This is a genomic window from Streptomyces sp. NPDC020742 (genome assembly GCF_040641675.1).
In the GTDB taxonomy this organism is placed as follows: domain Bacteria; phylum Actinomycetota; class Actinomycetes; order Streptomycetales; family Streptomycetaceae; genus Streptomyces.
In genome coordinates this window covers 605,731-628,568 of record NZ_JBFAEA010000002.1, presented here as the reverse complement: position 1 = coordinate 628,568, position 22,838 = coordinate 605,731, and the positions used below count along the sequence as shown (strand labels likewise).

Here is a 22,838-nt window from a genome sequence, read left to right as displayed (position 1 = left end):
CGGTCCGCTCAGGCGCGTCGGAACGATGCGAGGTGGGCGAAGACCACGATGTTGTCGACGTAGTCCCGCACCTTGCGGTCGTAGGCGCCGCCGCAGGTGATGATGCGGAGTTGCGCGGTCGGCTCATCGGCGTAGACGCGGTCGTTGGGGAAGTTCTTCTTGCTGAACGTCTCGATCGAGTCGACCCGGAAGGTCGCGATCATGCCGTCCTCGCGGGTGATGTTGACCGAGTTCCCGGGCTTGAGCGATTCGAGTTGCATGAACACCGCGGGTCCGGTCTTGGTGTCGACGTGCCCGGCGATGATGGCGGAGCCGCGCTCACCGGGCGTGGCACCGTCCTTGAACCAGCCGACGAGGTTCCGGTCCCCGGCGGGCGGGGCGTCGAGCTGTCCGGTCGGGCCGATGCCCAGCTGGGTGAAGGGGGCGTCGACGGCGATCTGCGGAATCTGCACCCGCTTCGGCAGCGAGCGCGGCATGAACAGGCCGGGGGCGGCCGGGGAGGAGTGGGGGGTCGCCCGCGGCGTACTGGACGCCGCGACGGCGCTGGGGGACTGCGGCTTGGGGTCTGCCGAGGTGTCCACGGAGTTGTAGACGAGCAGGGAGCCCAGCAGAAACACTGCCGCGGACCACAGCAGGCCGCGGCCCACGGGACGGGTGGCTGCGGCGGTCCGGGACGGGTGGGGATTCGGCTGGGGTGGCGACTGCTGGGCGGTCATGTGCGGATGCCTTTCATCAAAGGTGCGGCGTTGCGACGTGCGGGGGCTGCGGAACGCAAGCGCCGCGGCCACCGTCCGCGAGGAACGGTGGCCGCGACGGCGCAGCGGCCTCCGTGGGAGCAGCCTGGTCAGGCCGCCGTGGAGCCCGAGGTGTTGCGACGGCGCAGCATGTAGGCGCCGGCGCCGAGACCACCGAGCATCAGCACGGAGCCGGCAGCCATACCGCCACCGGTCGCCATGCCGCCGCCACCGGTGTGGATGCCGCCGTGCGGCTTGCGGTAGCCGCCGTACCCACCGCCGTCGTAGCCGCCGCCGTCGTAGCCGCCGCCGCGGCCGTAGCCACCGTCACGGCCGCCGTCACGGCCGCCATCACGGCCACCGCCGCGGCCGTAGCCACCGTCGCGGCCACCGTCACGCCCGTGGTCCCGGCCACCGTCCCGGCCGCCGTCCCGCCCGTGGTCCCGGCCACCGCCTCGGCCGTGGTCGTCGCCGTAGCCGCCGCCCTGGTCCCAGTCGCCGGCGACGGACTTGGCCAGGAAGCCGCCACCGGTGTGCACGCCACCGCTCGGCTTCTGGTTGCGGTCGCGGCAGTCACGGTCCCAGCCGTGGCCCCGGCCGTGGTCCCGGTACCGGCCGCCGTCACGACCACCGTCACGGCCGCCGTCACGACCACCGTCGCGACCGCCATCACGACCACCGTCACGGCCGCCATCACGGCCACCGTCACGGCCGCCATCACGACCACCGTCACGGCCGCCATCACGACCACCGTCACGGCCGCCATCACGGCCGCCATCACGGCCACCGTCCCGGCCACCGTCCCGGCCGCCGTCACGGCCACCGTCGCGGCCACCGTCGCGACCGCCGTCCCGGCCGCCGTCCCGGCCGAAGCCGCGGCCGAAGTCACGGCCGTGGTCCCGGTCGCAGTTGCGGTCGCGGTCGTTGCTGGAGGGCGAACCCGTGTTCGCAGCGATGTCCTCCATGATCATGGCGTGTGCAGCAGGAGCGGAGATGGCGAGGGCCGCCGTGATGGCCGCCGAAGCAAACAGAGTGCGGGCAGTGCGCATGGGGACATGTTCCTTTCGGCACGACTGCGAAGGCTGACTCTTTGTCGGCACATCGGAATCGCAGTAGCGACGTGATCACCGTCGGCCGAATCGCGACCTCGCACCACCGGAGAACGTCGCATTCGAGGTACCCCCTCCGCTCTTCGGGTGGCGGAAGGCGGCGGATTCACCCGTTGGACGGCGCGCGTCGTCGGCGTGTCGCGCAACGAGTGGGCTAGGGGGGCTCGAGGGCGCCTCACCACGGACGTGATGCAGCGCTCAACAACTCCGGAATCCCGGCTCCCACCACGACACGCCGGCCGGAATCCCGGCTGCCACCGCGACACGCCGAGGGGACGCACCACGGCGCAACGACGGGAAAGGACCCGCTCTGGCCCTCCGGCGCGGAGCGCCACAAGGGGCGCCTGGTGTACCACCGCCGACCCCGCAGAACGCACGACCGCCCAACCCCCGGACGGAGCGGGGTAATCAGCAATGGCCTTGCGCTAGTGACCTGTTGGGGCTGCAGCGTGGACCTTCAAGCACGCGCCGTGTCGAAGTGACAGCAAATGCGGGCAGGTTGCGGACACGGCGATGGCGACCTCCACGGGTGGGCAGGTCGACGGATCGATGGGCCAATGGGCCGAGTGGGTCGATGGGGCGAGTGGGTCGATGGGCCGACAGGTCCGGAGCCTCCGTGCGGGGCCCGGACGCCGGGGCCCCGGACGCCGGGGCCCGGGTCGGGCCGCGCCAGGCCCTCCGGCACCGTAGACACGACGGGCGCCGGGCCGCCGGGCGCCGGGCCGCCGGGCCGCGGGCCGCCCAGCCGCCGAGTGTCGGGGCTGCCGGCCGCCGGAGCCGCTCTGTGTCGAGGCCGCCGGCCGTCGGGACTGCCGGGTCGGGCCTCACCTGCATGTCCGGGACCCGCATCACCCGGCTCACGGGACTACCGTCCGCCGGCCGGGTGATTCGGGTGGCGGCCCGACGCTCCCTGTGGGAGAGCGGGACCGCCCTGCGCGGGATCAGCCCGCGCACTCAGTCCGCGGTGGTCAGGCTGCGGTGGTCAGGCTGCGGTGGTCAGGCTGCGGTGGTCGGGCTGCGGTGGTCGGGCTGCGCTTTCAGCCCGCGCTGTCCTTCAGCGCCTGCTCGACGATCGCCTCCAGCCGGGCGTGGTGCGCACCCCGCCAGTACACCCGGCCGCAGGCGGTGCACTGGGCGAAGACGTCGTAGGTCCGCTGGGTGCCGTGCTGGAGGTGCTCCCGCACCGAGTCCTTGTCGGCGTCTGTCAGCGGTCCGTTGCACGCGGTACAGCGGGTCCACGGGGCGAGGCTGGGCGCGAAACGCTCCAGTACGTCCCGCAGTTGGTCTTCGGGCCGGTCGCTGTAGATGAACGCGCCCGCCCAGATCTCCCGTCGGCGCAGCAGCCCCCGGTCCCTGGAGAGCAGCACCCGCCGCTCCTGCGCCGAGAGCGTGGCCAGCGCGGCGTCCCCGGGGTCCTCGTTGGTGTACGCCGCGTCGACGCCGAGCAGCCGCAGCCGGCGCGCCAGCGTGCCGAGGTGGACGTCGAGCAGGAACCGCAGTGGCGCGCCGGGGACCCGCTGCGGACGCTCGACGCCGTACACCTCGATGCTCTCGCCGGCTCCGGGGATGTGGGAGACGGTGACCTCGGTGCCGTCCGCGACGAGCCGTCCGGCCTCGGTGAGCGGGACACCGAGCGATTCGACGAGATGACCGAGCGTGGATGACCCGTCGGTCACCACCGGCGTACGGGGGGCGGTGCGCTCCGCCGCGACGAAGAGATGCAGCTCAGGGGCGAAGCTGAGGAGGATTTCGGGACCGTTCACGCCGGACAGCATGGCACTGTGCGGGCTGCGCCAGCCACCCCATTCCTGCCGGTCAGCGGTGTGCCGCCGAGAAGGACCGCATCGAGCGGGACCTGGCGGCGGTGGGCGTGGGCGGCGGGCGTCCATGGCCGGCTCGGGGCGGGCACCGAGGGCTGCCTCGCCACCCTCGCCCGGCCCCGGTCCCGGCCCCGGCCCCGATCCCAATCCCGGCCCCGATCCCGGCCCTGATTGCGTCTCCGTCTCCGGCTCCGGTTGCGTCTCCGGCTCCGGCTCCGGTCCATCGCCGTCCCCGCCCCGTTCCGCACCGTTCCGCCCCGTCCCGCCCAGGTGGATGCGTTCGCCGCGGACATCACGGCGCACGCCCCCTACTGCGGTCCCGGTACACCACACGCCCCGCCTGCGCCCCCATTACACCACAGGCCGACGGCCGTCGTGCACCGCGCAGGCGGTACCCGACGCCCTGCACCGGGAGTACTCGCCGTCCGCCGCCTCCTCCGCACGGCGGATGCCGACGCCCGGGCCCGGTACGTACGGTGCTGGTGAGAGCCGGGCGACGGCCCGGACGGAATCGTCGAGAGGGACGGACCACGCATGCCGGAGATGGTCGATCTGGGCGCCTACGGTGCGGACTTCACCGTTGACCCGTACCCGTACTACGCCATGCTGCGCTCCCAGGGGCCGGTGCACCCCGTGCGCCTGCCCGGCGGTGAGGAGGCATGGCTGGTCGTCGGGCACGAAGCGGCCCGGAGCGCGCTCACCGACCCCCGGCTCAGCAAGAACTGGCGCGCGGTCGGCCAGCCGGGCGAGGTGAGAGACGAATCGGCGCTGTTCACCAGCATGCTGGACTCGGATCCGCCCCAGCACACCCGGCTGCGGAAGCTGGTGGCGAGGGAGTTCACCGCACGCCGGGTGGAGGCGCTCCGGCCACGGGTGCAGCAGATCACCGACGAGCTGCTGGATGCGATGCTCGCGGCACCCGACGGCCGTGCCGACCTGGTGGAGACGCTCGCCTTCCCGCTGCCCATGACCGTCATCTGCGAGCTCATCGGCGTCCCTGCCCTGGACCAAGAGGCATTCCGCGGCTGGTCGAACGAGATCGTCGCACCGACCGGCCCGGAGGCCATGCAGAAGGCCATGCTCGCCATGTCCGAGTACCTCGGCGGCCTCATCGAGACCCGGCGCGACAATCCGGGTGAGGGCCTGCTGAGCGCCTTGATCCGCACCAGCGACGAGGACGACGACCAGCTCTCCCGCGACGAGCTGGTCGGCACCGCGTTCCTGCTGCTGGTCGCCGGGCACGAGACGACCGTCAGCCTGCTGACCAACGGTGTGCGGGCCCTGCTGCAACACCCCGCCCAACTGGACGTCCTGCGGGCCGACTTCTCCCTCCTCGACAACGCGGTGGAGGAGATGCTGCGCTACGACGGGCCGGTGGAGACGGCCACCTGGCGCTACAGCGCCGAGCCGATCGAGATCGGCGGCACCACGATCCCGGCCGGCCAGAGCGTACTGGTCTCACTGGCCGCCGCCTCTCGTGACCGTCAACGCTTCGGTGCAGCCGATGACTTCGACATCACCCGGGACCCCCGCGGGCACGCCGCCTTCGGCCATGGCATCCACTTCTGCCTCGGCGCTCCCCTCGCCCGTCTGGAGGCGCGGATCGCCATCCGCTCCCTGCTGGAGCGCTGCCCCGAGCTGGCCCTGGACGTGGCTCCCGAGGAACTGCGCTGGCGCACCGCGATGCTCATCCGGGGCACGGAGCACCTGCCGGTGCGCTGGACGGGGTAAGGAGGCCGGTCGCTGAGGCGGGTGGGCGGGCGGCCCGTGGTGGACCGTGGTGGCCGGTCGCATGATGGACCGGCCCGTGGTGGACCACCTTGTGGTTGCCCGGTCCGCGGTGGCCCGAGGTGGACCGTGGTGGACCGGCTTGTAGTGGCCCGGTCCGAGGTGGCCCGAGGTGGACCGTGGTGGACCGGCTTGTAGTGGCCCGTGGTGACCCGCCCGGGGCAGCCCGCCCCGGGCCGGGAAAACACCGGGTGAATGCCGCATGCCTGTGCGAGAGTGCCGGCATGATGCAAACGATCGGGCTGCTCGGCGGCATGAGCTGGGAGTCCACGGCGGAGTACTACCGCCTCCTCAACGAGCTGACGCGTGACCGACTGGGCGGGCTGCACTCAGCGCGGTGCGTGCTGTACTCCGTGGACTTCGCGGAGATCGAACGCCTTCAGGTGGAAGGTCGCTGGGAGGAAGCCGGCAAGGTACTCGCCGAGGCGGCCGGAGCGCTGGAGTCCGCCGGCGCGGACCTGCTGCTGCTCTGCACCAACACCATGCACAAGGTGGCCGACCAGGTCGCCGCCGCGGTGTCCGTCCCTCTTCTCCACCTGGCGGACACGACGGCGGAGGCGGTACGCGCCAAGGGACTGCGCCGCATCGGACTGCTGGGCACCGCGTTCACCATGGAACAGGACTTCTACCGCGGCCGCCTCGCCGGCCATGGGCTGGACGTGTTGGTCCCGGATGCGGCCGGGCGGAGCACCGTCCACCAGGTGATCTACGAGGAGCTGTGCCTCGGCGTCGTCCGTGAGGAGTCCCGCGCCGCGTACCGGGCCGTCATCGACGAGCTGGTGGCGGCCGGCGCCGAGGGCATCGTGTTGGGCTGCACCGAGATCGAGCTGCTCATCGGCCCCGAGCACAGCCCCGTCCCCCTCTTCCCGACCACCCGACTGCACGCCGAAGCCGCGGTCAACCACGCGCTGTCCCCGTCCGGTTGACCACGGAGTGACCGTCAACTTGCCGCTCTCCACGGATTTTTGGGTCATGTGGGGGTTTGAACTGACGGCAGGTACGCTGACGTGGTGTCCCGTAGCGAGTTGGAACGACTGGCCTTGATCCGGATTGCGGTCACCGGAGAAACCCTCGAACGTGCCATGGCCGTGCTCACGGGACATCCGGCCGACCCCGAACCGCAGTCACCCTCGGCAACCGGGCCCGCCCCCGCCCCGGGGTCCGCCCCTTCCGACCAGGCCGCACCCGACGCCCCGGGGACGGCGGGCGTGGCGGACACGGCGGGCGGGCCGGGGGCCGCGGACACCTCAGGGAACGCCGGCCGAAGGACCGCCGACCGTACGGGCGCCGGAGCCGAGAACCGCGACGAGAACGAGTCCACTGCCGCTGGCGACCCCGAACACCGCTCCGCTCCCGACACCAGCGGACGCGGCCGACACCGCCGCCACCTCCGCGGCCTCTGACACCGCTCCCCCGCTCCCGCTCCCTCGGGCCCCCACCTTTACACGCTCACGCCGCACGGCCACCAGGCCTGCCCACCACCCGTTGGCAACCCAGCGCATCCAGACGACCGCACACCGTCAGCGCAGCACGGCAGCCCCCTGCGCCGGACGAGTCCGCAGCGCAGCCGGCACCAGCGGTCGACTCACGGGGTGAGTCGGCTCATGGGGTGAGGGGTCGCGCCAGCATCGGCGTGCGGAGCATCTGGTGTCCTCCACTCGCCAGCATGCGGACCTCACCCCGGTCGCTGATCTCGGCGCGCACGATCCCCGACTCATCCTCGTAGACCGGAAAACCGCCGGCTCCCGCCCGCTCGGTACGTCGGACGATCACCACGTCGTCTTCCACGGCAGGGGCTTGAAATACCAGCTCATAGCATTCCGGGTAATCCATCGAGGCCTCCCGATACGGCTCGGCAGGTGCCACGGGCGACGCTCCCCCGCCGCCGCTGCACCTCGGCTCTTCCATCGTCGCCCACCGCCGCCCACCGCGCCTTGTGAGGCCGCGGCCGGCTCCGCACCTCCCCCTCACGGGCCTGCGCGAGCCGCCCGTCCGGAGTGCCGCACGGACCGGCGCCGCGGACCAGCCGTACGAGCAGCGGCGCGGACCGGCCGTACGGAGCAGCGGCGCGGACCGGCCGTGGGAGGCAGTCGTACGAGGCAGTCGTACGAGGCAGCCGTTCGGACCGCCCGCACCCGAAGGAACCGGGTCCGGATAAACGGGCTCCCGTTCCGCCGCCGGCCCGGTCGCGCCAGAAGCCGCCCGACACCTCCACGTACGACACCACCCGCGCGCCCCGCCGCACTCGCCTCGCCAGGCCGCACCCGGCCACTCCGACACCCCCGCCTCGCCAAACCTGACAAATGTCATGCGGACCCATGATCACAATCGTTCCCAGGTCTGACGGCCGGCCGGCGGGACGCCAGAAGAATCAAAGAAGCACACGTTCCCCACCGGCCGCAGGCCGTGAACTCGCGGAGATCCCATGCCCGTTACCCCGTCCCACCATGGCCGCATACGGCTGGCCGGCACCGCCGCCATGGCCTTACTCGCGCTGACGTCCCCCGCCGCAGCCTGGGCCGCCACCCCGGCGGCACCGTCCGCCTTGCCCCTTGGAGCCACCGCCGCACGCACCGACGAAACGGCGCCGAGCCAGGCAGGGCTCGATCCGGCCGGGCACCGCAGAACCGGCCTCGACCGTGCCGCGCTGGACCGGACACTCAAGGCCTTTCATGACGCGGGCATGTACGGCGCCTACTCCGCCGCCCGGGACGGCGCCGAGGAATGGCGGGGCGCGGCAGGCGTCGCCGATGTCGGCACCCAGCGCCCCACCACACCGCAGATGCAGCACCGCATCGGCAGCATCACCAAGACCTTCACGGCGGTCGCCGTTCTACAAGAGGTCGCCAAGGGCCATATCGCGCTGGACGCCCCCATCGGGCGCTACCTCCCCGACCTCGTCCCCGGAGAGCGCGGCCGGGCCATCACGGTCCGGATGCTGCTCAACCACACCAGTGGCATCGGCGACTACAACCCGGCCATCTTCAGCACGCCCGACAGCCTGGAAACCAACCGCTTCCGCGACTTCGACCCCCGCGAACTGGCCCGTCTGGGGCTGAAGGCCAAGCCGTTGGGCACACCGGGACAGGCGCACCACTACTCCAACACCAACTATGTGATCGCCGGCCTGCTGCTGCACAAGGTCACCGGCACCTCGCCCGACGCGTACATCACCGAGCACGTCATCAGGAAGGCCGGACTGCGGCACACCTACTTCCCGCGGTCGCCGTACATCACCGGGCCGCACGCCAAGATGTACGAGGCCGCGTTCGGCGGGTTCCGTCCCCCGCACGAATTCAGCGTCTACAACATGTCCTATACCTCGACGGCCGGTTCGCTGATATCGACGATGCCCGATCTGAACCGCTTCTACCGGGAGTTGCTGGGCGGCCGACTGCTGGCCCCGACCCAACTGCGCGAGATGAAGACGACCGTGCCGACCGAAGACGGCACGATCCGCTACGGACTGGGCCTGTTCCAGCGGACCTTGCCGTGCGGGGAAACGGTCTGGGGGCACAACGGGATCGTGCTCGGCGCAATGACCTGGTCGCTGTCGTCCGAGGACGGACGGCGCCAGATCTCCCTCGGTTTCAACTTGACGCGCTATCAGACACTGGACGGGAACAACCGGCCCCAGCCCAGCCCGATCGACACCGCAATGGATGCCCACCTCAACCAGGCCATGTGCGGAACGCAGCACGGCCCACGCACGGACTCCGTGAGCGCTCGCGCCCACTGAGGCCTGGTGCCCCGCTCCCGTGCGCTGTCATGGGAGCGGGGCGGATCCGAGTAGCGCCAGCAGCTCGGATGATTACGGGCACCACCGTACGGGCCACCACTGACAACGGCGGGCCGGCGCCCCTGCCCGCCTGCTCTGTTCCACGCCCCCGCCGCCCGGACGGAGGGCGCTCCCGGACCGCCCTTCACCCGATCGAGGGAACCCCTGGGGACTCGCCCAGCACCCCGGATCGATGAGCGGTACGCGGTTACCGAGGCCTTCCCCAAGCGGCACGGCACCGCAGCATGCGCGGAGCGTGTGGGAATGGACACATGCAGGCAGCAGAGGGCGTCCGTAGGGCCGACGGTCCTTGCTGGTCAGCGAGTTGGGGCGGCGCGGGAGCGGCGCTTCGGACGCGGTCCACGAGCTCAGGCCGAGTGGGCGCGGAGAAGCAATGTCAGTGTCTGCCCCTAGCATGGCTCATATGTCCGCGACTCCTTCTCCCCGTCCAGGCGCACACTCTTCCGTCTCCGAAGCCAACGAATCGATTCGCCGATTCGTGGGCGCCCGGCGCGGTTTGGCGTGGACGGCGCAGGACATGGCGGAGTACGCGGCGCTGCTGGAGGTTTGGGTGCTCGCCGTACGCGACGACGTCACAGAGGTCGTCGAGGCAGCCTGAGCCGGAACCACCAACTGGACGCGCGAGTACGGCAGTTCGCCCACCCCCGTGCGCCGCAGCACCCCGGTCCCTCACAGTCGCCCCGGCCCCTCACCGTCGCCCCAGTGACGACCGCAGCGTCGACCGCAGTCCTGCCTGGCCCAGCCGTCGGTGTCCCGGGGGCGGGTAACTCCCCAGCGCCGATGCCGCACCGCACCGCACCGCTGCTTCACGGGAGAAGAGGCATCGGGGGCATCACAGCCAACCTCACGTCTGATTTCCGCCAGACTCCCTGCCTGCGCCGGGGCACACTCGACGCATCGCGAACGCGACGTACCGCAAACACGGCGTACCGCGAGCACGACGTCGGTCAGTACGACGGGGCGCGGTCCGGGCGCATCGCACACAGGGTGCGGCACACCCCACCGCGCCCGGCCCCGGCGGCACACCGACCGACGCCCGTAGACCCAACGTCCGCGACCCGACGCCTGTAGACCCGACGTCCGCAACCCGACGTCCGCGGGCCCGGCGTCCTCCGACCCCACATCGGCAGACCCGACGCGTGCACGGCACGACCCAGCAGCCCCTCCCGCTCCGCACGGAAGCAGCAACGGTCCTCATGAAGTCACTTCCGCCCTCGCCCCTCCTCGCACCCGACCAGTCCTCCGCATACGGCGCCAGCCTCTCCTCCCCCGCCCCGCACACCGAGGCCGAACTCGCCACCCTGCTCGCACTGCTCAACACGCCCCGGTCCCGTATCACCACGGTGATGGTCGGGCACAGCCGCGACACCGTCTCGCGGTCGACCGCGGCGGCCTTCGTGGAGGCCTGGCACGGCACGACAGGGCGGGCCGGGCGAACGGAGCAGGCGGGGCGGACCGACCGGATGATCCTGGCTTGTGTCGACTGGCCGGAGGACGCCGCGTCCTGGCTGCGGGCGGCCCGCCGGTTCACCGCCGGAGCTCCGGACGCCTGGGTGGTGGCCGCGGCTCCGCGCGGTTGGGCCCAGATGAGCCGCCGGCTCAGGCACAGCACCGACTGGGACCCGGCCCGCACCTATGGCTTCGCCTCGCTCGGCGACTCCCGGATTCCGGCCCTGGCGGGCCCGGAGACGCTCCAGGGCATGCGCGGCGCCACGGCCGACGGCCGGATCTGGACGATCGACCGCGGCTGGCTCACCCAGCGGCTTCCGTCCCCGCCCACCGAGGCCTCCGGCGCGCCCGTGGCACGCTGGGAGGAGGCAGCACGACCAGGCAGGAGCAGATGAACACGCCACTTCCCGGCTTCGAGGACTCCGGGGCCCTCGGACCTGCGGGAGCCCCGGGAAGTCCGGGAAGTCCGGGGAACCCGGGAAATCCAGGGAACCGAGGAAACGCGGAGAATCCGGGGAATGCAGCGGACGGCGGCCCGCCCGCCGTCCGGGCGACCGGCCCGGATCGCCCCGCCACCGGGGGCGCCGCCCCTGCCCGTACGGCCGCCGCCGGCTCGTCCTTCACCGCCGACCCAGACCGCACCATCGGCACCGCCGTCACCGCGGACGGGGCGGGCCGCCGGGAGCTTGCCCCCGGGGCCGTGCACGTCCCCGGATGGCTGACCATGGCGCAGCAGCAGGAACTGGTCGCCGCCTGCCGCGGCTGGGCGCGGGGCCCCGCTCCGATCCGGCACACCAAGCTCCCCCGCGGTGGTGTGATGTCCGTCCAGACGGTGTGCATCGGCTGGCACTGGCAACCGTACGCCTACACCCGCACCGCCGACGATGTGAACGGCGCCCGGGTCGCCCCCTTCCCGCACTGGATGGTGGAGTTGGGCCGCCGAGCGCTGGTCGATGCCTACCAGGACGAGACCGCCGGCGACGGCTACACCCCGGACACCGCATTGATCAACTTCTACGACGGCCAGGCGAAGCTCGGGATGCACCAGGACAAGGAGGAGCGCTCCGGCGCGCCGGTGGTGTCCCTCAGCATCGGCGACACCTGCGTCTTCCGGTTCGGCAACCCCGAGACGCGCAGCAAGCCGTACACCGACGTCGAGCTGGTATCGGGCGATCTGTTCGTGTTCGGCGGAGCGTCGCGCTTCGCGTACCACGGGGTGCCGAAGGTGTACCCGGGGACCGGCGATCCGGCAGCCGGCCTGGCCGGCGGCCGCCTCAACATCACCATGCGGGTGACCGGCCTCAACGGCTGAGGAACGGCCGGCTGGACGATCAAGGCGTGGCCGTAGGCCGCCGGGCCTCGAGGACCACCGCCGTGCCGGCCACCGACCGGTCCTCGTGCATGGTGATCACTTGGCCGGGCCGGAGGTGCCACCACGGCGAGGAACCGGAGGAGTCGAACGGAGCGAGCCGCACGGTGGCCCGCCCGCCGGGCGCGAGGAACGGTATGCCCTCCACCCAGAGCCCGGCGATATGGAGGGCGGGCTCGCCGTCCAGGGTGCGCCGTCCGATGTTCCACATCGGCCGCAGAACGCCGGCACCCGGGAGGGGCGTTCGCTGCCGGGATTCGCCGGCCGATCGGAGGGTGAGGTCGGCCCGGACGAGGCCGCGACGGGCCTCGTCACAGCGCCAGCGACACCACGCCGCGCTCTTCTCCAATCGCAACTGCGCGGCGGCCGTCGCCAGGCCCTCCCAGAAGCTGAGCGGTAGTGGCCCGACGTCGCCGATCTCCTCCAGCAGCCCGAGAGCCACCTCCCACTCGTCCTGCGCGAGGTACTCCCAGACCTCCCGGACGGTGAGGTCGTTCTCGGTCGCCATCTCTTCGGGGACCAGCAGCGAAGCTGCTTCCAGCAGCTTGAGGACGTCCATACCGTGATTGTGGACGGCGGGCTCCGGGCCGTGGACTCCGGTATGCGGTCCGAAGTACCCGTGACGACGGTGCCGAGCCACCGCCGCACTCACGCCTGCACCGCGCCCGTGCCCCTGCCCCTGCCCCTGCCCCTGCCCCTGCCCCTGCCGTACGCGGACCCGTTGGCTCGCATCCTTCGGCTCGTACCCTTCGGCTCGCAGCCGTCGACGCTGGCACGCTTGCCACACCGGGCCGTGGGCGGGTCCGACCACCAGCCCAGGCCGGGGCGGTGGCGAGGCACTCGGCACGGGCCCCGCTGCCAGCTTTAGGCACCGCCTCTGCCGGGCCGGGGCCCACCGCCCCGCCACCGGGCCGTCTGCCGACCGGGCAGCCGGTGTCAGACCTCGGAGGCACACTGGACTTATGTGCCGCAGCATCAAGACGCTCCGTCCGCCCACCACCCCCGAGGTGACCGACGAGGACATCCGGGCCGCCGCCCTGCAGTACGTCCGCAAGGTCTCCGGATTCCGCGCGCCCGCCGCGCACAACCGCGAGGTGTTCGACCAGGCCGTGGACACCGTCGCGGCCGCGACCCGGCACCTCCTGGACAACCTCCAGGTCCGCGGCTCCTCCGCGCATCGGACCACCCAGCTCCAGCCTCAGTCCCCACCCTGAACCGGGAGCACACCAGCCCAGCACCCAGCGCCCAGCGCCCAGCACCGCCTGCGTCTCAGCCGGCCCCATTACCCCACACCGCACACCCCTACCCCGCACCCGAGCGACTCCCCGGGCGCGTGCTGCCGCGCCCCTCACCAAGTCCCCAAGGCACCAATACACCAATACACCAACGCACCAACGCACCAAGGCGGAGTCCATGCACGAACAGCCCCTCCCCACCGGGACCGCGGCCCCCTGGTCAATGACAAGGAGAGCCGCTACCCGCTTCCTCTGCGGGCCGCGCACAAGAAGACCGGCGCCTGTCCCGTGAGCGCACCCCTGATCGTCAGACCTGCCCGGGAGCAGGACCTGCCTGGCCTGCTCGACCTGGCGGGCCAAGTCGAGCACTGGTTCGGCCCTATGGTCGAGGACCCCGGCTTCCTGAGCACCGTGGGCAAGCACATCCGGCGGTCCAGTGCGCTCGTCGCCGTCGCCGTCCCGTCCGGATCTGAACTGCTCGGTGGCCTGCTGTTCGGCGCGAAGGCACCGACGTACCGCGTTCACTGGCTGGTCGTCTCGGAGCGGGAACGTGGCAAGGGCGTCGGCCGTGCGCTGATGACGGACGCCGCAGAGCGGTTTGTGCGGGGCCCGGGGACGCTCGAGGTAGTCACCTTCGGAGCCGACCACCCGGGCGCCGCGACCAGCGGCGCACGCGTCTTCTACGAGCGTCTGGGCTTCACCCCGGCCGAGGCCAGCGCACCAGGCCCGGAAGGCGGTTCACGGCAGGTCTATCGCCGCACCATCGCCTGACGCGGCGCCTCACTCGCCCTCCGCACCCTTCCGCCCTCGTACCGACTCCACCCGTCACCCATCGAGGGCGGGAACTCACCCACGGGGCCGACTTCCCTTCTGAATCAACTCCTCCACCGCACAGCGCCATTGGCGGACGCTACGGACGCTACTGCTGACGGCGGTGTTCGAGTTGTGTGATGCCGTTGTAGCCGTAGCTTTCCGGATGCATCTCGTACAGCGCCACACCGGAGACCGACGGCAACAACCCCACTGTTTCCTGCAGGAGTTCATACGTCTGGGCGATGAAGCGAGCCTTTTCCTCGGCACTGTTGGTGCCGAGGGTGATGGTGACTTCCACCTGAGCACCGGTGGCCCCGCCGACTGGCTCCCCTCCGACGTAGTAGCGGTCGGCCGGCACGAGGTTCAGATGGACGCTGGTCCGCTCCAACGGCTTCTTCAGGACGGTGACCGCCAGGTCGGTCAAACCCTTGGCAAGATCCTGCTGGGTGGCGTCGTCGAGCTGAGGGTCACTGATCGTCGCGCGAATGAATGGCATGCCTCAACACTGGTTCAGATGGCCGCGGTGATCCACCGAATTTCGTGCCGCACGGGTCCACCGCCGCGAAATCGCGTGGTGACGGCACAGCCCGGGGTGGCCGCAGGCCCGGCAGCGGAGGACAGCCACAGCCGTCTACCGGCACGGTGAACCTCCCCTGCTCCACCGGAGAAACCCTTGGTCGTCACCACTCCACCCAGGCCTGCACCGGAAGGTGATCGCTGGGGAACTGACCGTGCGCGGAGTAGGTGTTGATCGCCGCGCGCCGCGTACGCACCGTAGGCGAGGTGAGGATCCAGTCGATCCGCTCACCGTCCCGCACGAGGGGCCGATATCCGTGAAAGGTGGCGTACTGCGTACTACGCGCCTCCGCTGTGTCCCAGCTGTCGACCAGCGCCCCGCCGTCCAGCATCGTGTCGTACACCGGGTTCTGGTGAGCTGCGGCATTGAAATCCCCAGTGACGATACGGGGCAGAGCGGCACCCAGTCCGTGCAGCCTTTCCGTGATCAGACCGGCGGAACGCTCCCGCGCGTACTGGTGGGCATGATCGAGGTGCGTATTGAGCGCATAGAACTCACCCGCACCGCGCAGATCCCGGAAACGCACCCAGGTCACCATCCGAACAACGGTGTTTCCCCAGGTCGCCGACCCGATCACATAGGGAGTGTCGGATAGCCAGAAATGGTCGTACTCCACCGGGACGAGTCGCCGCACATCATAGAAAATTGCGGCGAATTCATCTTTGCTGCCACCGCCTCGCCCGGTACCCAGCCAGTCGTAATCCGGTCCGAGATCCTCGGTGATATCGCGGAGCTGCCCGTACAGGCCCTCCTGGGTACCGAGCAACTGCGGTTTCTCGTGGCGCAGCAGGCTGCGCATCACGGGCCGGCGCTCGGCCCAGGAGTGCGGCCGCAGATCCGAGGCGTACCGCAGATTGAAGGTCATCACCCGCAGTACCCGGCCGCCGACCGCGACCTCCGCGGCTTCCGCCGCGTACGCCGACGGCTCCCCCGGCCCGGCCGTCAGCGGCCCGACCACCGTCGAAGCCGCGGCCGCACGTAACGCAGACCTCCGGCTGAACCGCACAGCCCCCGTAGCGCGACCCGTCACAGCGACTCCCGTCCCTCAGCCCAGCGGCCGGCCGTCCTCGCCACCACCTTGGCACCGGCAACACACCACCGACGGCAACGTCAACGGCACTGACACTGACGCCGACGCCGACACCGACACCGACACCGACAGGGTCGCGGATGCCGCTGTGAACCGGAAGAGCCCCTCGAAGGAACCCGTTCGACTGCGGCTTCCTCCTCCTACTGCACGCCGGCCGGCCCCTGCCAGTCCGCATGCCTAATACGGGCGATCTCCTGGACCGGGCCGAGCATGCCCCATTCCTCCTTGCCTAGCCTCGACAGGGGCTTCAGCTCGGAGATCTCGGGGTGCCCATCGACCAGCACGTCCTGCGATACGGCCGCATGCACCACCCGGCCGAACACCACCGTGGAATCCCCGACGCCGAGCGTGGTGTGCACCTCGCACTCCAGCGCCACCGGCGAGGCCGCCACCCGCAGCGGCTTCACCCGAAGGCTCGGCTCGGACTCGATCCCGGCCGCCTCGAATTCGCTCACACCGTGCGGAAAGTCGGTACCGGTGTCATTGATCTGCGCGAAGAGCCGCTCCGGCGCAAAATTCACCACAAACTGCCCGGTCGCCTCGACATTGCGCAGGGTGTCCTTGCGCCCGACGGAGGTGAACTGCACCACCGGCGGCGCCACACTGGCGATCGAGAAGAAGGAGTGCGGGGCGAGATTGTGTGTGCCGTCCGCCGAGACCGTGGACACCCAGGCGATCGGCCGCGGAACCACCGTCGCGGTCAGCAGCCGGTAGAACTCGTTGCGGGACATCACGGCAGGATCAAAGTCAGTGCGCATGCTGATCAGTATCCAGGAGTCGGCCGGGGATCCTCTAGCGGATCCACAGCACCACCAAACCCCTGAGTTCGGCGGAAGTGCCCGGTATCGGTACCACCGATCACCAGGAGCCGACACCGTGCCAGCAGCAGCCCCCACCGTCTGGGAGGACTTCGAGGTCCCCACCCGCCTCCCTCGTGCGGACGCCAGCAGCCTCGGCCCGGCAAGTTCGGGCGCTGGCCGACGACGAGCCCCTGGCACCCGGCCGGCTGATCGGCTATGCCCTCCACGTCCCTCGGGCCACTGGATGAAGTCCGCCGTCGGTGGCGCCTCGCCACCGAAACCGAGCCCGAGGCGAGCCGCGCCGATGGCCAACAGGGCGGCAGTCCGCCGGCCGCCCGTATCGAGGCGGCCCGATCACGCAGCCGTCCTCACTTCGCAGACACCAGTTCAGGTACGTCCGGCCTGCACTGTCACGGCCTCTCCTGGGAAGCTGATGGTGCGGTGTCCACCTTGGGAAACGTGGTGAGCAGAACGGTCAGCCCGCCCAGGAGCCCGATGGCGCCCGCCACCCAATATGCCGCGTGGAAACCTGACAGCTGATCGGCTGGATTGGTGGCACCGCCGCTGACTCCGGTCGAAACGGCAACCAAGATGGCCAACCCGACGCTGTTGCCGATCTGCTGTGCGGTCACATTGACCGCACCAGCGACTCCGTGCTGGTGGAGCGGCAGGCCCTCCAGCGTGGCGGCTGTCATCGCGCCGAAACCCAAACCCTGGCCGGTGCTCATGACCACGATGCCGGGGAGCATGTGCACCCAGTACGAGCCGTCCTCTGGTGTGCCCACCCACAGAGTGACGCCGGTTCCGATGAGAAGCAGGCTGGCAGCCATCAGGGGCTTGTAAGCCGCCGGCGACATCAGACGTCCGGCGATCTGCGAGCTGACGATCACGACTACGCCCACGGGCAGGACGGCCAGTGCAGACTCGAACGGCGAGTAACCGAGTATCCCTTGCGCGTACAGGGGCGAGAAGAACAGCAGCCCACCGGCACCGGTGTAGAAGACCGCACCGGTGAGGGAAGCGGCCCATACCGGGCGGCTGCGGAAGATACGCATCGGAAGCAGCGGCTCCGTGCGCCCCTTCTCCCACACGACGAAGCCCGCCAGCCCGATCACGGCCAACACCAGGGAGATCAGGACCTGTGCGGCCCCCCAGCCGACTTCACTGCCCTGGCTCACGCCGTACACGACCAGGCCTATTCCCAGGGTGACGAGGATCGCGCCCGGGATATCCAGGGGGCGTGGCTGGCGCCGGCCCGCAGGAAGCAGCGCCCGGACCCCTGCCACGATCAGAACTCCGGCGAGGACACTGACGGCGAACACCGAGCGCCAGCCGAGGAAGTCGGTGAGAGCCCCGCCAACAACCAGCCCGGCGCTGAAGCTGGACCCGCCGGTCGCCGCATAGACCGCCAGCGCCCGGTTCCGCTGCGGTCCTTCAGGAAAGATCTGGCTGAGCAGAGCAAGCGACGCCGGGCCGGACAGTGCTGCACCGATCCCCTGCAGTGCACGAGCCGCGATCAGCACCCCAACGGTCGGAGCGAGCGCGGCGCCCAGCGAGGCCGCGGCGAAGAGCGCGACGCCCACTGCGAAGATCTTCCTGCGGCCCAGGACGTCCGCGATCCTGCCCCCGAACAGGAGGAACCCGGCAAAGGCAATGGCATAGGCCGTCATCGTCCACTGCAGCGTGGCACTGTCAACGCCGTACTCATCACCGATGGAGGGTAAGGCGGCATTGATGACCGCAACTCCACTGGTGTCCAGCGCCAGCGCTCCGGCAAGGAGAACGAGCGCCCACCGGCGTCGACCTGCGGGCACGCCGGTATCCGGCGCTCCCGTTCCTGCTTCCGTGTCAAGAAGTGTCACTTCGTACCCCAATGGTTGTGGAGGGCTGTCGGATTCATGGGTGCTCAGGGGTGTGACGCGAACTCGATCGACCCTCATGCCGTGTCGTCGGGCGAGGCGGGCCGGGGAGGGAGCCATCGGGAAGTTGACCCCACGTAGTTGTCCATATGGCCTCGACCTTGAGGGCGAACACGGCGTGACTCGTTGTCACTTGGATGCTCCCGACGGATTCGGGACCGGCCGCTGATCGGCGCGGCACCGTAGTTCCGGCCCGCGTTTCGGTGGCGGCCGTCAGCCCGTGCCCGCCACGGGGCGGCGGGTGACGGTCTCGTCGATGTGCTTCGCGAGCCGGCCGCGCAGCTCCTGGAGCGCGGCGATCCGGTCGTCCAGCGCGGCGAGCCGGTCGGTGGCCCGCCGCAACTCCTCAGCGCAGTAAGGGCTTTCGCACAGCGGCGCGTCCAGGCAACCGTTGACCAGCGCGGGGCGGACTTCATCCAGGGTGAGGCCGGCGTCGAGGGCGTCCTTGATGTTCGCGGCCCGTACGGCGTCCAGCTCGCCGTACACGCGGTAGCCGTTCTCGGCGCGGAGGGGCGCCAGGAGGCCCTGCTGCTCGTAGTACCGCAGGGACCGGGCGCTGACGCCGGTCACGTTCGCCAGCTCTCCGATCCGCATCTCGATCTCCTTCATCATGGTTCGGACAGTAGAACCCTGACACGGGCGTCAAGGTCAAGCGTTCGAGGCGACACCACCGACGTTTGCGTACGCCATGGCCTCGGCACTCCCCTTCGAGTCATTCGATGGCGAATACCCACCGGTTGAGTTCCGGGCGGGGGTCGAGTTCGGCCCACGCTCGGCGGTTGGCTTCGCCGACGCGCCGGCCAGCCCGCCACCGCGTCCCGTCGATCAGCTGCCGACGCGACCACACAGGCGGCCTGCCGGGCTTTCTCCCCCGAGGCAGCGGCGACTCCAGCCGAGCCCAATGACGGCACGTTGCCCCCTAAGGCTTGTCCCGCAAACTGCCTGCTCAGGCCCGATGACATGATCGAGGCATGATCAGTGAACTCGGTCGGCCTGGTGCGATGAGGTATGTCCTGTTTGATGTCGATGGCACGTTGATCGATGCCGTGGACAATCAGCGCCTGGTCTGGCGCACGTGGGCGGGGCGATACGGACTTGACCCTGATGAGGTCTACCGAGTGGCGCTGCGGACGAGACCCATGGAGACGTTCGCGCAGGTTGCCCCGGACCTGGACCCCCGGGAGTGCCTGGCCGCACTGCACGAGCTGGAGGACGAGGACGTCCGTTCCGGTGCTTATACGGCCTTTGATGGCGCCTCGGAACTGCTGAATGCCCTGCAGCCCGGGGCCTGGGCACTGGTGACCTCGAATTACGAGCACCGGGTACGTGGACGTTTCGCACGGACGGGCCTGCCGGTCCCGGACCTTGTGGTGGATGCGGCTGCGGTGGCGGAAGGCAAGCCGTCTCCGGTGCCGTATCAGCAGGCCGCCGCGCGACTTGGTGCCCAACCTGAGGACTGCCTGGTCATCGAGGACGCCCCCTCCGGGGTGCAGTCCGGGCTTCGTGCCGGGATGACGGTGTGGGGCGTCAACACCCCCGCGGCAGTCGATGGCGTGCATCGTCATTTCGGCAGCCTGCGTGAAGCAGTCGGCGACATCCTTGCCTTCGCGTCCGGGTCCCGCTCTCACCGGCTGGAGGGATCAGCCACAGTGGAATGATCTTGCTGTGGCTGGTGTGATTACGGCGTCGGAACCGTCCTGGATAGTTCCGTTCACCAGGCTGAGCCCTCGTCAGTTCACGAAACTGGTGACGATGCTGCGTCACTCGGGGGTCGATGCCGGCCCTCGGGGCAGGCCGTGGAGCCGGCCGCTGGAAGATCCTCCGTGACTGCCGCCTCAAGGGCGACGGGGTCCACCACGCCATGCTTGGCATCGCCCGCCTGCACAACCTCAACCTCGCTGGATGAACGAGCGGGCCCTCAGCAGTCGACCCCGTTTAAGGGCTCGCGCAGATAGGCGTGCCCTCATGGGCAGCGGTTCGGCCGCTACCGTACGTTGTTCCCGTCACCGGCTTGCCAGGGGCCACAACGGAAAACTGTGTGCGTTCGGGTGGGCCGGGGCGTAATGATGTGGGTGTGTCACGTCCTTTTGAAGAGCTTGTCGCCGAAGCTGAGTCGGTTTCCGTGGAGGGTTGGGATTTCTCCTGGCTGGATGGCCGAGCGACCGAGCAACGCCCGTCGTGGGGCTATCAGCAGGCGATGAGTCGGCGGCTGGCGGTGGTGTCGGCGGCGCTAGATATTCAGACCGGTGGTGGTGAGGTCCTGGCCGGGGCGGAGAAACTGCCTCCCGCGATGGCCGCGACGGAGTCCTGGCCGCCGAACGTGGCCAAGGCGACCAGGCTGCTGCACCCGCGCGGGGTGGTGGTCGTCGCCGACCCGGACGAGCCGCCGCTGCCGTTCGCCGATGAGGCATTCGACCTGGTGACCAGCCGGCATCCCGCGACGGTGTGGTGGTCGGAGATCGCGCGAGTGCTGCGACCGGGTGGGACGTACTTCGCCCAGCACATCGGGCCCGCCAGCGTGTGGGAGCTGGTGGAGTACTTCCTGGGGCCGCAGCCCGAGGCGCGCCGGAAGCGGCACCCTGACGACGAGAGCGCGGCGGCGAAGGCCGTCGGCCTGGAGATCATCAACGTGCGCACGGAACGGCTGGGGATGGAGTTCTTCGACGTCGGCGCCGTGATCTACTTCCTCCGCAAGGTGATCTGGACGGTGCCCGGTTTCACCGTCGAGCAGTACCGCAGCCGCCTGCGCGAGCTGCACGAGAAGATCGAGGCCGAGGGCCCGTTCATCGCCCGCTCGTCCAGGACCCTCATCGAGGCGCGCAAGCCTGAGCACGCGTAAGAGCTCGCGGAGACAGGCGTGCCCTCATGGGCGTCGGTTCGGCCGGTTGTCCCAGCGAAGGCGTTCTGCCAGGCATGGGTGCGCTCGACGTGCCACCTCCGGCTCGCCTGGCGTCGACGGCCACGACGCCCTCGCCGCGCTGACCGCCTCGGCGACCGTCTGGCCGGCAAGGTCCTCATCGACTACACCGTCCCCTAGACGAGTAGTTCCGTTGTCCGAGCTGTTGCGCGGGTTTGATGTCGCATGCGCGCGTGGTCAGGCCAGCGTTGTGCCCTGGGGTGCTGCTGGAGGCCGACGTAGGGTGACTGATCCATGTCGAGTGCTGGCCTCCAGGCGTCCGTTCAGCAAATGGAGGAGCTGTACATCTCGCCAAGCTGGCGGATCTCCTCCAGCGGGTAGGGGGTCTGCCTGCTTTGGCGCTGGAACTTGCGGTGGAAGTCGGACATCACTGCGGCGATCGGCGCGTGCCGGGCGAGGATCGCCGCGGCCTCCTCTGGGATTCCTGTGGGGCGCTTGCCCTCTGCGTAGGCGCGCACCAGCGCGTAGCGGCCCTCCCGGTCCTCCCTCTGGTATCCGTACAGAGCGGTGACCAGCCAGTTCACCAGATACGTGGCGGTGTAACAGCGGTCGTAGGTCTGGTGCTGGTCGAAGAAGTCGGCCTCGTCCTGCGACAGCTCGAAGCCGGAGGAAAGGGCGAGGCCGTAGTCCGCGAAGTAGAGGCGCTGGCCGTCGGTCAGGATGTTCTCGAAGTGCGCGTCGAAGTGCAGGAGCCCGCGGCTGTTCATGAAGGAGGTGCCGGCTGCCAGTTCCCTCTCCACCATGGCGCAGGCTCGGTTAGCGGTTTGGTCTTCTGCTTCGACCTGGGTGCCCAGCCACTGGTGCAGGTTCTGCGGGATGTACTCCAGGAACAGCGCGACGCTGGCTGAGGACTGCTGGAGGGCCTGGATCCGGCGGCGCACCTGCGATCCGCCGCCCCAGTAGGCAACGGCCCGTTCGATGTCGGCCAGTTCTTCGGGCAGGGGCGTCGAGTCCGGCAGCACCCGCCAGTGGTACATCAGGGGGAAGCCCTCGTGTTCCGCCGCGAGCACCCAGTTCGTCGTCATGGTGTGCACGGCGAGCTCTCTCCAGGCCCCGAATCCCGGCCCGCCGATGGTGCCGATGCCGTACTGGCAGAAGACGGGCAGATCGAACAGATTCTCCGTGGACCGGACGTGCTCAGGTTGCCTCTCGGGATCGGTGAGGGGCACCCGCTTCACGAAGACCGGGGTGCCAGCGACCTCCATGAGGGCCGACTTCCCGCCGATGCCGGATCCGATCGGCACGGCCGTGTCCACGAGCTCGCGCAGAGCGCGATCACTGCACAAGGCCAGGGATGTGGAGACGGTGCTATGGGCGGTCAGACGCGCACCGTGCGACATGACAGGGCGCTGCACTGCGGCCTCCACCTGGGTGCCGACCTCGATTCTGCAATGGCTACGCAGTCCCGCCGAGCGCAAC

The 22,838-nt window shown here is 70.1% G+C and carries 22 protein-coding genes and 2 pseudogenes; 13 read left to right on the top strand and 11 right to left on the bottom strand.

Features of this window, described 5'->3' with window-relative positions:
• Positions 1-8 precede the first annotated feature (8 nt).
• Positions 9-716: a class F sortase gene (locus AB0G84_RS06865; protein WP_361316452.1), complete on the bottom strand. Its 708-nt coding sequence runs from the start codon at positions 714-716 to the stop codon at positions 9-11.
• 128 nt (positions 717-844) lie between these two features.
• Positions 845-1,273, bottom strand: a complete 429-nt coding sequence (locus tag AB0G84_RS06860) for a hypothetical protein (RefSeq protein WP_361316449.1) — start codon at positions 1,271-1,273, stop codon at positions 845-847.
• Positions 1,274-1,321: 48 nt separating this feature from the next.
• Between AB0G84_RS06860 and AB0G84_RS06855 the strand changes: the two genes are divergently transcribed.
• Positions 1,322-1,858: a hypothetical protein gene (locus AB0G84_RS06855; RefSeq protein WP_361316446.1), complete on the top strand. Its 537-nt coding sequence runs from the start codon at positions 1,322-1,324 to the stop codon at positions 1,856-1,858.
• A gap of 1,022 nt (positions 1,859-2,880) precedes the next feature.
• Here the strand turns inward: AB0G84_RS06855 and AB0G84_RS06850 are convergent.
• On the bottom strand, positions 2,881-3,606 hold the full coding sequence (locus AB0G84_RS06850) for a Mut7-C RNAse domain-containing protein (protein WP_361316443.1): 726 nt from the start codon (positions 3,604-3,606) through the stop codon (positions 2,881-2,883).
• 591 nt (positions 3,607-4,197) lie between these two features.
• Between AB0G84_RS06850 and AB0G84_RS06845 the strand changes: the two genes are divergently transcribed.
• From AB0G84_RS06845 to AB0G84_RS06835, 3 genes are all read left to right on the top strand, one after another.
• Positions 4,198-5,394, top strand: a complete 1,197-nt coding sequence (locus AB0G84_RS06845) for a cytochrome P450 (RefSeq protein ID WP_361316440.1) — start codon at positions 4,198-4,200, stop codon at positions 5,392-5,394.
• 284 nt (positions 5,395-5,678) lie between these two features.
• Positions 5,679-6,377, top strand: coding sequence for an aspartate/glutamate racemase family protein (locus tag AB0G84_RS06840; RefSeq protein ID WP_361316873.1), 699 nt, complete (start codon positions 5,679-5,681; stop codon positions 6,375-6,377).
• Between the two features lie 84 nt (positions 6,378-6,461).
• The gene (locus tag AB0G84_RS06835; RefSeq protein ID WP_361316438.1) at positions 6,462-6,854 is read left to right on the top strand and encodes a hypothetical protein; all 393 of its coding nucleotides are present in this window, start codon (positions 6,462-6,464) and stop codon (positions 6,852-6,854) included.
• Between the two features lie 199 nt (positions 6,855-7,053).
• Here the strand turns inward: AB0G84_RS06835 and AB0G84_RS06830 are convergent, their stop codons facing one another.
• Complete coding sequence (locus AB0G84_RS06830) at positions 7,054-7,284, bottom strand: DUF6296 family protein (protein ID WP_361316870.1); 231 nt, start codon at positions 7,282-7,284, stop codon at positions 7,054-7,056.
• A 592-nt stretch (positions 7,285-7,876) separates the two neighbouring features.
• On the opposite strand from AB0G84_RS06830, the gene AB0G84_RS06825 reads away from it, so the two are divergent.
• The 3 genes from AB0G84_RS06825 to AB0G84_RS06815 all read left to right on the top strand — a co-directional run bounded on the left by AB0G84_RS06825 (position 7,877) and on the right by AB0G84_RS06815 (position 12,011).
• On the top strand, positions 7,877-9,190 hold the full coding sequence (locus AB0G84_RS06825) for a serine hydrolase domain-containing protein (protein ID WP_361316435.1): 1,314 nt from the start codon (positions 7,877-7,879) through the stop codon (positions 9,188-9,190).
• 1,256 nt (positions 9,191-10,446) lie between these two features.
• Entirely contained in the window at positions 10,447-11,094 is a 648-nt protein-coding gene (locus AB0G84_RS06820) for a hypothetical protein (protein ID WP_361316432.1), read from the top strand.
• A 248-nt stretch (positions 11,095-11,342) separates the two neighbouring features.
• On the top strand, positions 11,343-12,011 hold the full coding sequence (locus AB0G84_RS06815; protein ID WP_361316867.1) for an alpha-ketoglutarate-dependent dioxygenase AlkB: 669 nt from the start codon (positions 11,343-11,345) through the stop codon (positions 12,009-12,011).
• Positions 12,012-12,030: 19 nt separating this feature from the next.
• Here the strand turns inward: AB0G84_RS06815 and AB0G84_RS06810 are convergent, their stop codons facing one another.
• Positions 12,031-12,627, bottom strand: coding sequence for a hypothetical protein (locus AB0G84_RS06810; protein ID WP_361316430.1), 597 nt, complete (start codon positions 12,625-12,627; stop codon positions 12,031-12,033).
• A gap of 403 nt (positions 12,628-13,030) precedes the next feature.
• Here AB0G84_RS06810 and AB0G84_RS06805 point away from each other — a divergent pair, with 403 nt between their 5' ends.
• Both AB0G84_RS06805 and AB0G84_RS06800 read left to right on the top strand, forming a co-directional pair.
• Positions 13,031-13,282, top strand: coding sequence for a DUF2277 domain-containing protein (locus AB0G84_RS06805; protein ID WP_361316427.1), 252 nt, complete (start codon positions 13,031-13,033; stop codon positions 13,280-13,282).
• A gap of 321 nt (positions 13,283-13,603) precedes the next feature.
• Entirely contained in the window at positions 13,604-14,074 is a 471-nt protein-coding gene (locus AB0G84_RS06800; RefSeq protein ID WP_361316864.1) for a GNAT family N-acetyltransferase, read from the top strand.
• Between the two features lie 148 nt (positions 14,075-14,222).
• Here the strand turns inward: AB0G84_RS06800 and AB0G84_RS06795 are convergent, their stop codons facing one another.
• The 5 genes from AB0G84_RS06795 to AB0G84_RS06775 form a co-directional block, all read right to left on the bottom strand.
• Entirely contained in the window at positions 14,223-14,612 is a 390-nt protein-coding gene (locus AB0G84_RS06795; protein WP_361316424.1) for a tautomerase family protein, read from the bottom strand.
• A 184-nt stretch (positions 14,613-14,796) separates the two neighbouring features.
• Positions 14,797-15,651: an endonuclease/exonuclease/phosphatase family protein gene (locus AB0G84_RS06790; protein WP_361316421.1), complete on the bottom strand. Its 855-nt coding sequence runs from the start codon at positions 15,649-15,651 to the stop codon at positions 14,797-14,799.
• 272 nt (positions 15,652-15,923) lie between these two features.
• The gene (locus AB0G84_RS06785; RefSeq protein ID WP_361316418.1) at positions 15,924-16,541 is read right to left on the bottom strand and encodes a flavin reductase family protein; all 618 of its coding nucleotides are present in this window, start codon (positions 16,539-16,541) and stop codon (positions 15,924-15,926) included.
• A gap of 452 nt (positions 16,542-16,993) precedes the next feature.
• Positions 16,994-18,445: an MFS transporter gene (locus tag AB0G84_RS06780; RefSeq protein WP_361316415.1), complete on the bottom strand. Its 1,452-nt coding sequence runs from the start codon at positions 18,443-18,445 to the stop codon at positions 16,994-16,996.
• 270 nt (positions 18,446-18,715) lie between these two features.
• The gene (locus tag AB0G84_RS06775) at positions 18,716-19,114 is read right to left on the bottom strand and encodes a MerR family transcriptional regulator (RefSeq protein WP_361316412.1); all 399 of its coding nucleotides are present in this window, start codon (positions 19,112-19,114) and stop codon (positions 18,716-18,718) included.
• Positions 19,115-19,473: 359 nt separating this feature from the next.
• On the opposite strand from AB0G84_RS06775, the gene AB0G84_RS06770 reads away from it, so the two are divergent.
• From AB0G84_RS06770 to AB0G84_RS06755, 4 genes and pseudogenes are all read left to right on the top strand, one after another.
• A complete protein-coding gene (locus AB0G84_RS06770; protein ID WP_361316409.1) occupies positions 19,474-20,160 on the top strand; it encodes an HAD-IA family hydrolase in 687 nt (228 codons plus the stop codon).
• A gap of 7 nt (positions 20,161-20,167) precedes the next feature.
• Positions 20,168-20,320, top strand: a pseudogene (locus AB0G84_RS06765) (IS5/IS1182 family transposase); the annotation flags it as partial.
• Positions 20,313-20,408 (top strand): annotated as a pseudogene (locus AB0G84_RS06760) (IS5/IS1182 family transposase); the annotation flags it as partial. The pseudogenes AB0G84_RS06765 and AB0G84_RS06760, both read left to right, overlap by 8 nt.
• Positions 20,409-20,576: 168 nt before the next feature.
• On the top strand, positions 20,577-21,341 hold the full coding sequence (locus AB0G84_RS06755; protein WP_361316406.1) for a class I SAM-dependent methyltransferase: 765 nt from the start codon (positions 20,577-20,579) through the stop codon (positions 21,339-21,341).
• A 341-nt stretch (positions 21,342-21,682) separates the two neighbouring features.
• On the opposite strand, the gene AB0G84_RS06750 is transcribed toward AB0G84_RS06755, so the two are convergent.
• Positions 21,683-22,759 carry a protein kinase family protein gene (locus AB0G84_RS06750; RefSeq protein WP_361316861.1) on the bottom strand — a complete coding sequence of 359 codons (1,077 nt, stop codon included), beginning with the start codon at positions 22,757-22,759 and terminating at the stop codon, positions 21,683-21,685.
• Positions 22,760-22,838: the final 79 nt, after the last annotated feature.